Origin of the sequence: Ensifer sp. ENS02, assembly GCF_014851885.1 — a bacterium.
Lineage (GTDB): Bacteria > Pseudomonadota > Alphaproteobacteria > Rhizobiales > Rhizobiaceae > Ensifer > Ensifer adhaerens.
Genome location: NZ_JACVAO010000030.1, coordinates 1 through 15,286, shown reverse-complemented (window position 1 = coordinate 15,286; position 15,286 = coordinate 1). Strand labels below are relative to the sequence as shown.

Annotated in this window: 16 protein-coding genes and 2 pseudogenes; 8 read left to right on the top strand and 10 right to left on the bottom strand. The window is 57.1% G+C overall.

From position 1 onward, the window contains the following. Positions 1–157: 157 nt before the first annotated feature. From IB262_RS34015 to IB262_RS33995, 5 genes and pseudogenes are all read right to left on the bottom strand, one after another. Positions 158–1,280 (bottom strand): annotated as a pseudogene (locus IB262_RS34015) (zinc-dependent alcohol dehydrogenase). 198 nt (positions 1,281–1,478) lie between these two features. Continuing rightward, positions 1,479–2,381 carry a hypothetical protein gene (locus tag IB262_RS34010; protein ID WP_192494489.1) on the bottom strand — a complete coding sequence of 301 codons (903 nt, stop codon included), beginning with the start codon at positions 2,379–2,381 and terminating at the stop codon, positions 1,479–1,481. Between the two features lie 375 nt (positions 2,382–2,756). After that, entirely contained in the window at positions 2,757–3,260 is a 504-nt protein-coding gene (locus IB262_RS34005; protein ID WP_029742835.1) for a ferritin-like domain-containing protein, read from the bottom strand. 434 nt (positions 3,261–3,694) lie between these two features. After that, complete coding sequence (locus IB262_RS34000) at positions 3,695–3,982, bottom strand: hypothetical protein (RefSeq protein ID WP_029742834.1); 288 nt, start codon at positions 3,980–3,982, stop codon at positions 3,695–3,697. A 427-nt stretch (positions 3,983–4,409) separates the two neighbouring features. Next, positions 4,410–5,069 carry a DUF6766 family protein gene (locus IB262_RS33995; RefSeq protein WP_029742833.1) on the bottom strand — a complete coding sequence of 220 codons (660 nt, stop codon included), beginning with the start codon at positions 5,067–5,069 and terminating at the stop codon, positions 4,410–4,412. Positions 5,070–5,671: 602 nt separating this feature from the next. On the opposite strand from IB262_RS33995, the gene IB262_RS33990 reads away from it, so the two are divergent. After that, the gene (locus tag IB262_RS33990; RefSeq protein ID WP_029742831.1) at positions 5,672–5,923 is read left to right on the top strand and encodes a hypothetical protein; all 252 of its coding nucleotides are present in this window, start codon (positions 5,672–5,674) and stop codon (positions 5,921–5,923) included. Between the two features lie 77 nt (positions 5,924–6,000). After that, positions 6,001–6,261, top strand: a complete 261-nt coding sequence (locus IB262_RS33985; RefSeq protein ID WP_029742830.1) for a hypothetical protein — start codon at positions 6,001–6,003, stop codon at positions 6,259–6,261. A gap of 87 nt (positions 6,262–6,348) precedes the next feature. Here IB262_RS33985 and IB262_RS33980 read toward each other — a convergent pair whose 3' ends face one another. Beyond that, positions 6,349–7,278, bottom strand: coding sequence for an NAD(P)/FAD-dependent oxidoreductase (locus tag IB262_RS33980; protein ID WP_192494488.1), 930 nt, complete (start codon positions 7,276–7,278; stop codon positions 6,349–6,351). A 565-nt stretch (positions 7,279–7,843) separates the two neighbouring features. Further along, positions 7,844–8,053, bottom strand: coding sequence for a cold-shock protein (locus tag IB262_RS33975; protein ID WP_029742828.1), 210 nt, complete (start codon positions 8,051–8,053; stop codon positions 7,844–7,846). Positions 8,054–8,568: 515 nt separating this feature from the next. On the opposite strand from IB262_RS33975, the gene IB262_RS33970 reads away from it, so the two are divergent. Then, a complete protein-coding gene (locus tag IB262_RS33970) occupies positions 8,569–8,739 on the top strand; it encodes a hypothetical protein (protein ID WP_090300513.1) in 171 nt (56 codons plus the stop codon). Between the two features lie 35 nt (positions 8,740–8,774). Beyond that, positions 8,775–9,020, top strand: a complete 246-nt coding sequence (locus IB262_RS33965) for a DUF982 domain-containing protein (RefSeq protein ID WP_112976924.1) — start codon at positions 8,775–8,777, stop codon at positions 9,018–9,020. Positions 9,021–9,232: 212 nt separating this feature from the next. Here the strand turns inward: IB262_RS33965 and IB262_RS36280 are convergent, their stop codons facing one another. Together IB262_RS36280 and serA are read right to left on the bottom strand one after the other, a co-directional pair. After that, positions 9,233–9,577, bottom strand: coding sequence for a hypothetical protein (locus IB262_RS36280; RefSeq protein ID WP_049811001.1), 345 nt, complete (start codon positions 9,575–9,577; stop codon positions 9,233–9,235). 323 nt (positions 9,578–9,900) lie between these two features. Further along, a complete protein-coding gene (gene serA, locus IB262_RS33955) occupies positions 9,901–11,139 on the bottom strand; it encodes a phosphoglycerate dehydrogenase (RefSeq protein ID WP_192494487.1) in 1,239 nt (412 codons plus the stop codon). Positions 11,140–12,734: 1,595 nt separating this feature from the next. Between serA and IB262_RS33945 the strand changes: the two genes are divergently transcribed. From IB262_RS33945 to IB262_RS33935, 3 genes are all read left to right on the top strand, one after another. After that, a complete protein-coding gene (locus IB262_RS33945) occupies positions 12,735–13,022 on the top strand; it encodes a SemiSWEET transporter (protein WP_113554706.1) in 288 nt (95 codons plus the stop codon). Next, positions 13,006–14,118 carry an exo-alpha-sialidase gene (locus tag IB262_RS33940; RefSeq protein WP_113554707.1) on the top strand — a complete coding sequence of 371 codons (1,113 nt, stop codon included), beginning with the start codon at positions 13,006–13,008 and terminating at the stop codon, positions 14,116–14,118. Before IB262_RS33945 ends, IB262_RS33940 begins: the two co-directional genes overlap by 17 nt. Positions 14,119–14,380: 262 nt before the next feature. Beyond that, positions 14,381–14,614 (top strand): hypothetical protein, encoded by a 234-nt coding sequence (locus tag IB262_RS33935; protein WP_113554708.1) that lies wholly within the window; start codon positions 14,381–14,383, stop codon positions 14,612–14,614. Positions 14,615–14,975: 361 nt separating this feature from the next. Here the strand turns inward: IB262_RS33935 and IB262_RS33930 are convergent. Beyond that, positions 14,976–15,161, bottom strand: a pseudogene (locus IB262_RS33930) (integrase core domain-containing protein); the annotation flags it as partial. Positions 15,162–15,205: 44 nt separating this feature from the next. On the opposite strand from IB262_RS33930, the gene IB262_RS36815 reads away from it, so the two are divergent. Continuing rightward, positions 15,206–15,286: DUF5372 family protein (locus tag IB262_RS36815; protein ID WP_348646952.1), on the top strand; the 81-nt coding region annotated here is incomplete at its 3' end.

The window sequence follows — 15,286 nt, the reverse complement described above, 5'->3', positions numbered from 1 at the left end:
GCCCCCCTGTTTCCTAGCGCACGCCGTGACCCGTCAAGAATGACGAGGGCTTTGCGAGAGCATTTTGTCGCAAATGCCGACAATGTTGATGCTCGGGGTCGTTCTCGTTGCCTGGGCACGGTCGTCTGTGTCCTTTCCCCGCGGCCGCCGTGAACCGTCAGGCGGTCAGCACTACCTTGATGCAACCATCCCTCTTATCACGGAAGGTCTCGTAGAGACCGGGACCATCCTCAAGCGTCGCACGGTGTGTGATGATAAAGCCGGGGTCGATTTCGCCCTCTTCGATCCGGCGAAGCAGCTCGAGCGAATAGCGATTGACATGCGTCTGCCCCGTCCGGATGGTCAGCCCCTTGTTCATCGCCGCGCCGAACGGAATTTTGTCGAGAACGCCCCCGTAGACGCCAGGCACGGAGACGATTCCGCCCGGCCGACACGCCATAATCGCCGCGCGCAGCACGTGGGGTCGGTCGGTTCCCATCAGTGTCGCTGCTTTAACTTTGTCAACGATGGCGTCAAACGAGGCGGTGGCATGAGACTCGGCGCCAACTGCGTCGATGCACTTCTCCGCGCCATGCCCGCCAGTCATTTCCTTGATATAATCGGGAATCGTGCAGTCGATTTCATCGAAATTGATGATTTCGGCGCCAGCCGACTGCGCCAGAGCGAGCCGCTCCGGTACATTATCAATGGCAATGACGCGGGCGGCGCCCTGCATGAATGCGCTTTTAATGCAAAACTGGCCGACCGGGCCACATCCCCACACCGCGACAATGTCGCTGGCTTCGATCTCGCAATTCGCAGCGGCCATCCAACCGGTTGGAAAGATGTCGCCGAGAAAGAGAGCCTGCTCATCGGTCATTCCGCCCGGAATGATGATAGGCGAAATATCGGCATAGGGGACGCGGACGTACTCGGCCTGACCGCCGGCGTAAGCGCCGGTTAGATGAGAATAGCCGAACAGACCCGCTGTCGGATAGCCGAATGCCTTCGCCGCGTTCTCGGGGGTACGATTGCTGCGCTCGCATAGAGACCAGTTGCCTTTGAGACATTGCGGACATTCGCCACAGCAAATCGTAAAGGGCACGACGACCCGATCACCAACTTTGAGCTTCTTGTTGTCGCTCCCGACTTCGACGACCTCGCCCATGAACTCGTGACCCAAAGCCGCAGATTGCGCAGGCCGTCATCTTGATGATCGCATCGCGGCTATCCTCGATCTGCGGGTCGGGGACGCTGTCACACCGGATGTCGTTCTTACCATGCCAGCAAAGGGCTTTCATCGTGGTCTCCTTTGGATCAGTTGGGTCAGACCTGCCAAGCACCTTGGTCTTCGTCGTGACGACGAGCAGTAGAGCAAGCAGAGCGATAGTGAAATCGCGGCGCCGCCTACACGTCGATCAGCGATGCCGAGGCAACCATTGCCCCGGCAAAAAGGACGTCGAGGAAGAGGTAGAATGCAAAGCTTAGCTAAAGGACCCTCAGGAAAGCGTTTCGAGGTCATCCCGTTGTCGTCCACCAAGGGCGGCTGCGGCACTCGCTATGAATGCTCCGATGATGAGAGATAAGGCGCCGACAAGGGCAAATGTCGCAGCCGCCTTTCGGGCAGCGTCAGCAGCTTTTTGAGCGGCGACCTTGGCCTCTTCGATCCGCGCAAGTACCGTATCGACCCGGGTTGTCGCATCGGCCTCCGATAACCCTTTACGTGCCGCGACCAACTGGGCCAGATACGTCTTGTCCTCCGGCGACATTTCGCCAGCCGCAGCGCTCGCGACCAGAATTCGGGAAGCTTGCGCTGCTGCGGCTCCATCGCCCTCGGCGCCCGGCGCCGTCAGGCGAGCGGGATCGGTTGGACGGAAAAGGGAGTCGACAAAATAAGACGGCATCCCGTTCGAATCGCCCACCTCAGGACCGCTCGTTGCGCCCGCTGACGCCCCAAGGGCCGCGCCTGACGCGACTGAGGAAACTGCCTTCACCCCCGTTCCGACTGCAGCGGAGGTGGCGGAGCCGAGGACGAACACGACAAGCATCGTTGCTAGCGCCCAGGCCAGAAAACCATGCGCTGTATCACGGAAAAAGGTCTCGTCGGTATGAAGCCCGACCCATTTGGTGCGCAAGCGCCCGGTCAGATAGCCGCCCAGGCCCGACGAGAGCCATTGGACGATCACCAGCCAGATGGCGCTTGAGACCGCGAAAGTGGTGGCGCTGGCGGATTCCCCAGACCACGGTGATATCAATGTAAGGCCAAGGCCTGAGCCAACGAGCATGAGAATGAGCGTCAATGTAGAGGCCGCGAAGGCACCTGCAATGATCGGCGCCCAGCTGACGGCTGGAACGGATGATTCGGCCGGTGTTGAAACATCGGCAAGCACTGACGGTGCCATGGCAGCCTCCTATCGCATGAAAAGCATCAAAAGAATAATGATCGGTATCGGGACACCAAGTAGCCAGAGTAGAATACCGCGACCCATCGACGTACCTCCTTAAGCTAAACGCGGCCCAACCGCTGCTAACCATGAACCCAGATCGTGATTGTTCTGGAGCGGTTACGGTTGAGAGCGCCTTCACCCAAACATTGCCGCATGAAAAGGTTCCATGCCCGTCGGCAAAAAGGGTGATGAGATGCCTCGGCTGCGTGCAGTCTGCAACGGTAGGGGCGTTGTGTCGTCCGGCGTGTGCCGTCGCAATGCGCCACCGACCGTCCAACGCCGATGCGAAATGAAAAACCAACTATGTGCGCGGCTTTTCGTTGAGGTGGTCTACTCGGCCGCCCGCTTGGACGCCTTCGGGTTTGCCGCAACCTCACCAAGTGCCGTCAACTTCTGATCGGTGGCGATCTCCTCCTGGAGATTAGCGTCGAGGAGCGGGACGGCCGCATCGAGGCCAAGCTGAGCGGCCCACGATTTGAGCGTCCCATAGCGGGCAATTTCATAGTGTTCGACGGCTTGGGCCGACGAAATGAGGCCGGCATCCAGTGCGGCCGTGCCCTTGTATTCTTCCATGATTTCTTCGCCTTCGGCGATGAGCCCTTGGATGGCTTCGCAGGTCTTGCCGCGGGCAGATTTGCCAATCAGTTCGAACACCTGCTCGAGACGCTCGATCTGTCCTTCAGTCTCATCACGATGCTGCAGGAAACCAGCTTTGCCCTCTTCCGACTGGGCGGCGCGGGCCATTTTAGGAAGGGCCTTCACGATTTGCTTTTCGGCAAAGTAGATATCTTTCAGCGTGTCAAGGAAGAGGTCGTTCAATGTCTTCTCAGGAATTTTAGGGTCCGATCATTTTATTGAGAGAGACCTACCCAACCATCGAGCAGGAAGCACGTTCCGTGGGTCAGGAAATAATCACGGGCTGTTGACACTGCCGGCAACGGCACCTCTGTTGCCGCTAGCGCGCGCCACGGTCCGCTCCTAGCCGTCGCTCAACGAGCCATCCCGCATTCCCCCCAGATGCCGTCAACGTTGACGATTTGCTCGTCTCTGGATCATCGCGGCTAACGCAGCGAGTCGACTTTGCGGCAGCTTGACAATGAAAGTATCAATGTCGCGTCCGAAGTTCGACTATGCTTTGTCGCCGTCGATACCCTTATCGATCACGCCGGCCTCTTCGAGTTCGGAGCGCTCCATGTTTATGCGTGCAAGGGAAATCTGCAGCAGGTCCGGGCCAGTGCTCATCGCCCCCCCTCCCTGCTGTCGAGGGTTCATCGTTCCCTGAGTAGATTGCCGCGCTGGGTTGTCCGGTTCCGCGGCTTCTTCTTCATCGATGACCCTTTGATAACAATCCTCGATATCCTGGGCGATGCCGTCGGACCATCTGTGCCGCCGTCAGTTTCAATGATCTCAGCCAGTGAGTTCATTACAACGCGACCAAGGTGTTGCAGGGCGTCGCGATGATGATCGGCGCCTCCGCCCGCGAACGCCTGGCGCGCATCGTCGATCGCCTGACGCACGGCTTGAAATGATCCGTCAGTATGCAGCTTCGTGTTCACAGCACCGCCTCCTTAACGCCCGGCTTGGTGCAACAGATGAATCTTTCGCCCGAGCCCAGGAGGTGGGGCGGACGTCTTCCACGACCAAGGTCCTTTCCCCCACGAAATCGGTCAGAAATTGTGCGCGAGCTGGGCTACCGCGGAATTGCGAGCCCGCGCAGGGAATCGGAACACCGTTATCAGGGCTACCAAGGCGGGTGCGCCGCATGGTTTGGCAAACCGCGAGCGCGGCGGCGAGTGAGCGCAGCGCTGCCACTCCACCTGTCGATGAACGACGCGGAAACATTCGACGATGAAAACAGCCTGAGTAGCTGCCATCGCGATGGTCGGCGCAGCAGCGGAACCTGGTTTTTCTCGAGCGCTGTCGTGAACGGATTGTCAGCGCTAGGACATCCAAAAGTAAATATCCGCCGGCCCTTTTACCGGTCTATGCTCCTGTCTTGGAATGCGGGTCGGAGACCGTCTTCGATTCAGGGGACCCACGAAACCGCAGAAAAATCGATAGGACGACGAGAACTGCAGTCGATAAGAATTCCGATTGCCAATTTTGGAAAGACTCAAACCACAACCTCGCACTGAAGAATTGTTCGCCAATCGAAGGTGCTTGCTGCCCATGCAGCATGGCCTCAACCGCCTGCGCAGACGCGCTCTCCCTCACGTGCATTAGAAAGCTGAGTACGAAGAGGAGAAACAATGTCCAACCGAGGGAATAGGAGTAGAGCGAGCTTGCCATGCCGCCCATTCTTACGGGCAGCGGTGCTTCGGCGTTGTCTTGGTCGTCCGCAGGGTTGCTATTCTGGGATGACGGCTCGTCGGGATCTTTTGACTCTGCTGAGCCGCGTTGGAACAGGAACGCCGTAAGCACCACATAGGCACTCATCTGCAAAAACTCCGACTCCCAATTCTCGAACAAGGCGGAGAGGAAATGACCGCTTATAAGGTAAGCTGGCAGCGTTACCATTTGCCCCCCGTGTTCGGCCAATTCGTCGTTATAGACGTGGAGTCCGGTAAAGAGCATGCCCACCACCGTGCCCAACGAGGCCAGCAGCAATACGATCGTCAGGCCGTTGTCGCGCAGTATTTTCATTCAGATCTCCACAATTAGCTAGGGATCAGACCATGCCCCCAGTCACGCCTGCCGGTGGGTTTCTCCTTTCGTGCCATTAACGAAGGCCGCTCAGACATGGCTGGACGTGCGCCGCGTTGCGGTGTGTATAACGCGGAGCAAATGGCGAAGGTCCCGCAACTACAGTTAAGACAAATGTTGGCGATCATTGCTTAACCTGATGGTCGGTCATCGGCCATGCCTCAGGTTGGAAACTCTTGGAAGAGGAGTACCCGTGCCACCTCGATCTCGCTGCGGCCCCCTTGCTGGCCACCCTGGTCGTTGCCTTGGTCACCCCTGGCGACTCTGCTGGCCGCCGCCCTGCGGAGCAGGGTGGTTCCGTTGATCCTGCCATTGGATACTCCGTTGTAGCTGTGGCCTTCCAAACCGGGGCACCTCCAATCGGTTCCTCAAACACAATGTTATTTTCTAGAGAGCGTCGACAGAGAAGACAGCAAGCGCCTAGCCCTACAAGCGCGGCAACGTCGCCCTTCGGGGCCTCAACACCCCCGTCCGCACGTGGCATGAGGAACTTTTCTCGCCGTTCGCGACTGGATGCCCAAAACAAATTAGGAGGCACGTCGTTGGATTTCGAAGCAATAGGGCGCTCGCGCTTACTGATACAATTGCCCACGTATCGTCCCCAGATCGAGCTTTTGCGCGTTCCCGAGCTGAAAGATCTCCTGCGCGCGTACGGATTTGCGGCTCATCAGCGCGACCAGGTGCGGGCAGTTGAAGGCCGGAATTCCAGTCATGTGGCCGAACTCGACTCCGATTGCGCGCGGATCGAGGTCGATGTCACCCGATTGCTTAAGAACGTGGTCACGACACGCTAGGCGCCATCCCTCCGGTTCTGAGGTTGAAGCGACTGCGCGGCAGCCCGTGTATCGATATGACAGTAGGAGTACATCACATGCCAAATTTCTACTTCAGGACAACTGATCAGGAAGGGTTCAGCGCCGAAGATCGGGCGTTCGAATTCGCAGATGAACAGGCGGCGATCAAAGAGGCAAAGGTCACCCTGGCGGAGATGGCGGCTGACGGCCTTCCGCAGGACCCAATTTCTATGATCAGCATCCAAGTTCTCGATCAGCATCATGCCCTGCTGGTGGAGCTGAGATTGGTTCTCGAAGTCATTCCGAACACAACTAAGGTGACTGCTGCAGATCGATAGATCGCCTCAAGCGTATGCAGTGGAACTATCGAAGCAACAAATGATACGCCGGGCGGCCCAACTGCATCTGAGACCGTCCGGCCTCTTTTACCGCACCCGCAACACTTGCTCGCACAGATCGTTTCGGATGGCAGTGGCGGCAACCCCCGCTTGCCCCATTGCGCGACTGATTTGGTCCAACCCCTGTACAACGTCGCCCGCCGCGTACAAGCCGCTCACCGTCGTCCTTTGATGGGCATCGACGGACACGCATCCTTCACGTGATAGCCGAGCGCCCAGTCGCGATGCCAAATCCGACCGCACGTCCGAGCCCAACGCTGGATAGACCGAAGCGAAGAAGAGACGATGGTCTGGTGTGTTTATGACGAGAAGATCGCCCGCGATTTCGATGGAACTCACGGGACCGCGCTCCAGCTTGACGCCGGTCTCCTGAAGTTCAGAAATCTGCGTCTCATTCAAACGAGGCTTATCCTCGCACGAGATAATGGTGAGGTGGCGCGTATAGCTTCTCAAGAAAATCGCCTCTTGGAACGCTCTCGTCCCAACCCCTATAACGCCTACGGTTTTATCCGTAACCTCGAACCCATCGCAAACCGGACAGTACCGCAGAAGCCCCCGGGCTAGCGCGTCATCATGAACGGCCGCCGGCATCTGCGGTCGCCGATTGATGACCCCGGTCGCCAGAAGCACCGTCTTCGCCCTCCAATGACCAATCGCGGACATCGCCTCGATCAGCGAACCTCTCTTGCGCAGCTCCGTAATCTGACAATACCTCACATAGGCCCCGTATCGCTCCGCTTGCGTTCGCATACGAGCCAACAACTCTTCGCCAATCACACCGTTTGGGAAGCCCGCATGATTGTGGGACACGGGAATACTGGCGGCGCGGCTTGCTTGATCGTCGAACACCAAAACGGAGAGGTGGTAGCGTGCCAAATATATAGCAGCGGTAAGGCCCGCTGGCCCACCGCCAACGACGATGCAGTCATAGATTCGTCCATTCGAGGACTGGTTCATGGGCAGATTCCAGCCGGCCTAATAGGGTTCAACTGTCTAAGAGAGCAACGGTTCCCTCTGAGCGCCAATGCACCCTCTATGGCTTGGTGCGCGATCCTCTTTTCCGGCGGGGCCTTGCTGATTTATGGGTGAAACGCACGCGTCACGTAATGATGCGCGTCCCCGAAGCTAGCGAGCTACCCAGTTGCCCTCTTCCGACGAAAACGCTGAATTTCTACTGAAAGTTTGATCGCTAATACGCGCCGAACGGCGTGAGAACGGGGCATGTACAAAAGTGGATTTCTAATCCGTGCGGATTAATGAACATTCGAGGCTCTTTTTCGTTGCAATCTCGCATCGGTTGCGAGCCAGGCATCCAGCACTTCTTACGCGGAGAACAGTTCGAGAACATCGCTCATCTAGACGAGCCCCATTCCCCCCAGTTTCTAGGGTCAGCCGAAAACGCGGAACGGGGCAGCAAACAGACCACATTGCCAATAAAAAAGGCCGGGCAAAACCCGACCTTCTACACACGCCTCAGCGGCACTGCCAGTACATCCGTGGTCAGTGGCCAGAAGCGAATTTTTTAGGCAGCTGCGAGGTTGTCAGCTGCGTTCTTGCCAGACCGTGCGTCCCGAACGATGTCAAAGGTGACCTTTTGGCCCTCGACAAGCGAACGCAGACCGGCTCGTTCGACAGCAGATGCGTGAACGAATACGTCCGTCCCGCCGTTCTCGAGTTCGATAAAGCCGAAGCCCTTAGCGCTATTGAAAAACTTTACGGTTCCAGTGTTCATGACAATTCCTTTCAAAATCATGATTCCCCGACCGACCTTGTGACAGCCAAGGCAGATAGATCGATTTTGAGAGGGAAGGTCGGCTTGAACGCGAAAGGCGAGAAAACAAAGCTCAACAAGCAAATATCGATGCCTGTGTATTTATAGACCGAATGTGTCGCTAGCAAGTCGATGGGGACTTTATCTTCGCATTGCGCACAGGCAGTCGCTTATTCGAGCGGCGCACGGACCACCCCCATCGGATCCCGCGGTCTGGCATTTGCTGCATGATGCGCTCGGCAGATCGCTAGCGGAAGAAGTTCCTGCCGAGTGTCAGCCTCGACTTGGATGAAGAAACCAGCGTCAGTGCGCCATTTCGTGTAGGTCGGCGACAGCCGGCGCTTCGCGCCCCAGCCGTCGTATAGGCCCCAGACCGACGGGTATGGGAGGTGAAGCTTGATCATGCTGGCACCTTGACCGAAAGATCGGAACAATCCCAACGCGAGATCAGTTGCCCTCCTAAACAGGAGTCCATCATGATGCCTACCGAACCGATCCCGAGGCCGCCCCAACCTGATTTCCCGCCGCACATGCCCCCGGACGTGCCACAGCCACCGATCGAGGAACCGGAGCCCGACATCCTTCCTGACGAAGTTCCCAACCCGAACCCGGATGAGAACGATACGCCACCGAAGCTCAACGCCTGACGGCGGGGGAGCAAGCACAAAGAAAAGGAACAGCCGTGGTTGACAGCTGGAACAAGTGCGTGATCATCGAACTTCCCGAGCTCGACGGCGCGCAGATAGTCTGGACACCGAACAAGGCCACGGTCCTGCTTGGTGAAAACTGGCCTGCCGCCTCGGGCGTCGCTTACTTCGACGCCGTTGATAAATGCAGCGACGCGATGGTTGGTACCTACCCATGGGAACAAGCCCGAGTAGCGTTCATCGCGGCGATCGCCGAGGCCAAGGTTACAAGATTGCGCTGAATTGACTCTCGTCATGCTGCCCACCCGCTTTTCGAGGGAGTCCAGAGACCGATTGCACCGGTCACAGGCGAGGGATCACCGCCAGCTTTTGCAGCTCCACGCCATTATCGGCCCTGGTCATGCTGTTCTTGCTGCGGAAGATCTGAGTTCGCGCTCGGCGAGTTCGTCCGTGAGGAGTGCGATCTCGTTCACGCGGTCCGCCTCTTAAAATTTCATCGAAAAAACACGGAACCACCTGCGCACAATTTGCATTCATAGCCCCGGTGAGACAGGAATTCGAAATGCTTGCTGCGACCTGGGATAGCACCCTTGTAATTTTGCTTCCGGGAATGTCCCGTGCGATAGAGATCAAAGACGCTCGAAACGCCATGTTCGTCCTGGCCGAGAGATGGCCGGTGACCTACGGCCCGGCCTTTCAGCGCGCCCTCGCCTTCTGCGCTCGCGCAACCGAAGGAAAATGCTCTCCAACGCGGGCTAGACTGGCTCTCCTTGCCGCAGCTCGTGAGGCCAAAGTGGCTGTTGTTGAACAAAACGATCATTTCGGGGGAGTCGGTCATCGGCGCGTCCTCCAGACTTCCTGCGGGGCGGTGCCTTCCGCTGCCATCTGCTCAAACGCAGCGGCCTGACGTGCCTCATGCTCTGCCAATCCACTCTTCCGTCAAACCATCAATGGGTGCGTATTTTTGGGCGAATGCTCGCGAGCCCGGCCAGCATACGTTGGCCATGTGCGCGTTAGCTCGACCCTCCCTTGTCGCATTCGGTAGTCTGCCCAGGCAAAAACGCTCGGGCCCTTGGAATCGAGCATTCTAAGCATTGGACGTCTTCACTTGTCCCGCGAAAACACCCTTATTGCCCCGCAACAGATCGGCCCTAACAGCTGTCAGTAGACTAATCGCGTTCGTATCGTTCCAGGAATTTCGCGTAGCGCCTGAAGAATTTCGTCGGCATTTTCGGAAATTCCATCGGCCTCGACCACCACATAGCCCGTGTCGCCAAGCGTCTGAAGGAACTCAGCGACGATGTTCAGCCCGCGCGATGAGAAGATCTCGTTGAGCTGGATGAGCATGCCGGGGCGGTTTTCATGCACGTGAATGAAACGCGTGCCGTTCGGGCGCTCGGGCAGTTGCACTTGCGGAAAGTTGACGGCACCCATTGTTGAGCCGATGTCGGAATACTCGACCAGCTTCCTTGAAACTTCTCCGCCGATGCGTTCTTGGGCTTCCTCAGTGGAGCCGCCGATATGCGGCGTCAGAATGACGTTGCTCAAACCTTGCAACGGCGTCTCAAAACGCTCCTTGTTCGATGCCGGCTCCTTAGGGAACACGTCCACCGCGGCACCCGCCAGATGCCCGTCGTTAAGGACTTTCGCAAGCGCATCGAGATCGACCACCGTCCCGCGAGAATTGTTAATGAAGATGGCGCCCTTCTTCATGCGGCGCAATTCGGTTTCAGTGATCATATTATGCGTCGAGGGTGTTTCGGGAACGTGCATTGTCACATAATCAGAGATCTCGAGAAGGTCGCCGAGCGAGGCCATCGACTCCGAATTGCCCCGGCGCAGCCGATCTGAAAGATCGAAGTAGCGCACGACCATGCCCATGCTTTCGGCAAGCGCGCTGAGTTGCGATCCGATATTGCCGTAGCCGACAATTCCAAGCGTTTTGCCGCGGACCTCCCGGCTGCCGACAGCGGACTTCTCCCACCCACCTTGATGCGCCGAAGCCGAGCGCGGAAAGATCTGCCGTGTCAGCATAATAATTTCGCCGATCACAAGCTCGGCCACCGATCGCGTGTTTGAATAAGGTGCATTGAACACCGGAATGCCGCGCCGCCGCGCAGCATCCAGATCGACTTGGTTCGTACCGACGGAAAAACAGCCGACGGCGATCAATTTCTTGGCGGATTCGAAAATCTCGTCCGTCAACTGCGTGCGGGAACGAATGCCGATGATATGAGCGTCGGCGATGTGGCGCTGAAGATCCTGGTCGTCGAGCGCCTTCGGTAAATGAACGAGGTTGGTGTAGCCGGACGAAGAAAAGTAGTCCACAGCGGTCTGGCTAATACCTTCTAGGAGAAGCACGGAAATTCGCTCGCGTGGGAGAGAAAGTTGGCGGGTCATAAATGTTGCTCCGATGTCCGGAAGGTCGAAGTGGCTTCAGCGTCTTTGAAGATTTAAGCGGCCGGACAGGCAAATATCAACACACTGATACGGCAAAAAAACTCAAGGTACTGCGGCGCTTGCTAAGGCCTGCACCGGTGAAGGACCGGGGTTCCGTAGCATCGACCGACGGGCGCTCACGCCCCAGTCGGTCCATCTAATCCCGAAATGCCGGTGCAAGCAGGCCTGCCCCCGACCCAACGTGGTTCTCGGCTCACGGATTGAGATCGGGTATATTACTGAGGCTGCCCGCCCCGGCATGCCCCTCCCCGAAGCGATCCGGCCCATTGCGAGCAATTGCAGGCACTGTGTCTCTCGTCGCGAGAGTTTGCGAATACGGTTGAGCCTTCGAAAACCGACCGCCTCACACAGTTTCATGGAGATGGCTTGCAAGGACCTACATTTCGTGAATGAAAGAAGTTCGCAATGTGTCCATTGCTGTCTGGGAAGGCGCGAAGTCACGGAAAAAGGCTGCGTTCGCCATTTGGCCCACGGACGGGAATGGTCAAGCCATAAGAACCTATGCCATGGGTGCGGACGGATCTGACCGGTGCTCGAAAAAGACCAGTCCACGGGCAGGAACCCCCACCGGATAATGTCGAGGACCGGATCTACGTCAAAGTAACCCGGTTCGAGATAGGTCGTAACCCAGGCCTCTGGATAGGTGGTGCAATAATACGGGTACGAATGAGAAGCTCCTCCGGCTCAGACAAGAAGCGTCATGTGAGACACGCCGTATCGCCCCCAAAGCTTACTCAAAGCGGGCGAGAGGTGTCCTGATACTTCGCAGCCCGTAGCGTCCTCAACGACCGGGACAGTATGCGATGGTCGACCCTTAGACGAGCGCTTCGAAATTCGGACATGACGTCCCGCGCCTTGGCACCGGGGTTGGATCCTAACGGCAGAATATCGCAGCTCGAATTGTAGGGATCGACGGTGTGCGACGCGCGAAACACCGTTTGCGGGGTTGGGCGCAACACAGCAATAGGGAACTTCCTTCGGGCAATTGGAATTTCGAGAAGCCTATGTGCCCTTTTTATCCAAAGTCTCGGCCGACAGGGACCAACCGTTCCGTTAGCAGTACCCCGCTCCGGCAGGGGATGACACAATTAATCGGCTATCGCGAAGGCCTCACCGATCGCGGGATCCGTAGGGAACTGAAATAATTCGCGTATTCTCAAACCATAAAAACGCATTAGCAAACAACCTGTTAATGGCATAACGCGGATTACGAAACTGCAACATTTGCTGGGTGTGCGACACCCTGGCTGGCTTCCCCGTCGCAGACTAACCGCATGCCGCGCTCGATGGCCTCTCGAAGAAAGTGCAGAGGATCTTGAAGTCGGTGCGAGCAGTGCATTCTGGCTGCGGCAGGAAACAATATCGATCGGCGGACATGGCACGCGAAGTATTTTCAGCCTTTCGCTAGCTCACCGCGACCAAGGCCGGTCCTATGCGAGGAACATTTCGCAAGGCTCTCTGTTCGGTCTGCTCACAGTCACAGCGGCTGCGGCGGTGCCCGGCTAGAATCCTGGTCGCACGTTTATGGAGAACACTTGGAAGCAACGCTGCTCATCGGCTATCTCGCCTCAATTTGCTCAGTGGGTAGCTTCGTTCCGCAGGCATGGAAGGTCGTAAAAACAGGCGATACCTCGGCGCTCTCTGCCCGGATGTACGTTCTCACCGTTACCGGTTTTGCGCTGTGGACTGTCTTTGGTGTCCTCAAAGAAGAGTGGCCGATAATTATCGCCAATGCGATTTGCTTTTGCCTTTCAGCATTCATCCTTTTGCGGAAGCTTGGAGGCTGCGAGCGCGGGAATAGAAGAGATGACCGCAAGGTTTGAAGCGATTCATACCGTCGTATATCGGAGACTCGGCGCATTCGCGGGATGGCCCGCGAATTACGGCGTGTGGGCGTGGGGAAACGAAATTGTCTGCGTCTTCGCCACAGGCCGTCTAGGGAGGGAAAGCGAAAACCTTCATCTCGAAGATCAGCATCACGCGTTCACTCCGGTTCAGGCGAGAAGCCTCGATGGCGGCCTGACTTGGCAGGCAGAACCATTCTGTGGGAGCGTACCGGGTGCGCGCAGTCTTTCGGCGGACGAACATGTCACGAAGGACTTGGAAGCAGGACCCAATGTGGACCCGGCGTTTGATCTCATTACTCTCCCCACCCCGATCGACTTTGCCGATGGCGAGCAAGTCGTCATGGCAGCCCGCACCGGGATATCGGGGCGATCAGTGAGCTGGTTTTACGTCAGCAAGGACCGTGCTCGCTCGTGGAATGGGCCTTTTAGGTTCGAAGGGTTGAAGTCTCACGAAGAGGCGCTCTCTGCGCGTACCGACATCATAACGCTGGGCCGACACGACGCTTTGTTTATGCTCACCGCGCCGAAAGCCGATGGGACAGAAGGTCGTATCCTTTGCGCCCGCACGCAGGACGGAGGATTGAGTTTTTCCTCGGAAGGATTCGTCTGGGATGAACAGACGGGGTACGCCATCATGCCGTCGTCGACGCGCCTCGCAGACGGCACGATTTACACAGTCGTTCGTCGTAGGGCCCATGATCGGTTCTGGCTGGAGGCATATCGGTCAGCGGATCTGGGGCGGACTTGGTCCTGTGTCGGTACGCCAGTTCGGAATACGGGGATCATGGGCAATCCGCCTGCGCTTGTCGCTCTGCCCGACGAAAGATTGGTGCTGCTCTACGGTTTTCGAGATCCACCCTTCGGACTAAGCGCTGTCGTCAGCCGCGATAGGGGCGGAACATGGTCCGAACCGGCGGTTCTCCGGGATGATGGCGACGATGCGGACCTAGGTTATCCATGCGCCTTGGTTAGACAGGACGGCAAGATTATTGTTGTATACTACTTCAACGATCGAGATGGCCCGGAGCGCTTCATCGCAGCTTCTATCCTCGAAGCACCAACCTTAAGTTGAGCCTCAATCCATTTGAGCACCCGTCGGACTGGCATGAATGGGAATTCAGACGAAGGTCGCACACGTCGTGCGACTTTGTGACATTACCGCATCGGCCCGATCAGGACACGTCGTGCTTGGCTTTGCTGAAAGGGAGGTCCAGCGAAATCGAAACGAAAAGGAAATCCCCATGCGATATTTTGTCAGGATGGCCCTTGCGGTAGGCCTCGGGGAACTTTCGAGCCGAATCTAGCTTTAGGGCTGGGAAGGCTGGAGGTGAACCATGGCGAACTTCAACAACATTTCCGTCGCGGATTTCGCCTACCAACTTGAGGCGATGACAAAGGACGAAGTCTTTTCGGTCATGACTGATCTGGAGGCTGCGAGTGAACGTGTCGAAGGCGCGGAACGCGACGAGGTGTTGGCGCGCATTGTAATAACCGAAGAAGAAATTGAAAAGCGATTTCCGGGTCAGTTGCTCGCGCCATATCGCGAGTGGAAGAGACGCAACCGGTGAGATGGATGCACGGGTAAGGAGCGCCTGACAAGGAGTTGGGACACACAGCCAGGCGATGACGGCGCTCGGTCTTTCCAGCCCGCGTGGATCGATGAAACATGGCTCGCAATCATGAATACCTGGTGTGATCGCTTTGCCATAAGACGCATCTCAACTGCGCAAACCATTCCCGAACGTGGCCCGAGGAACCTATTGGCTTGGCAGCCGTTGATTCGGGGAAAGGAAGGTGACATGAACCAGATTATTTATCTCGTCGGCCTCGTCGTTGTTGTGATTGCAATTTTAGCCTTTTTCGGGATCGGTTAGATTGATTCACAGACAGGTGCGGCTGGAGTGCCCCCCATTTCGCCAGACAAGTCAGCTATTGAGACAATGCTTTGATGAATTCCCTTGGGGATGCCATTTTCAGCGCTGAATGCGGATGGATTTCGTTGTAATTCTCGATCCATCCATCGATGTTCCGGAGCGCTGTGTCGGCGTCGGGAATGGGTGAGATGCGTATGTAGTCGCGTTTCAGGGTTTTGACGAAAGCCTCCGACATACCGTTCTTTCAAGTCCAGGACTGCAGTTCGTACTGACACTCAAGCCCGCATAGAGTTCGAGGTTACGCACCCGTTCCATCCGTGGCGCGGACAGCGCTTCGTGCTGTCGACACGCAAACAGAACTGGGGC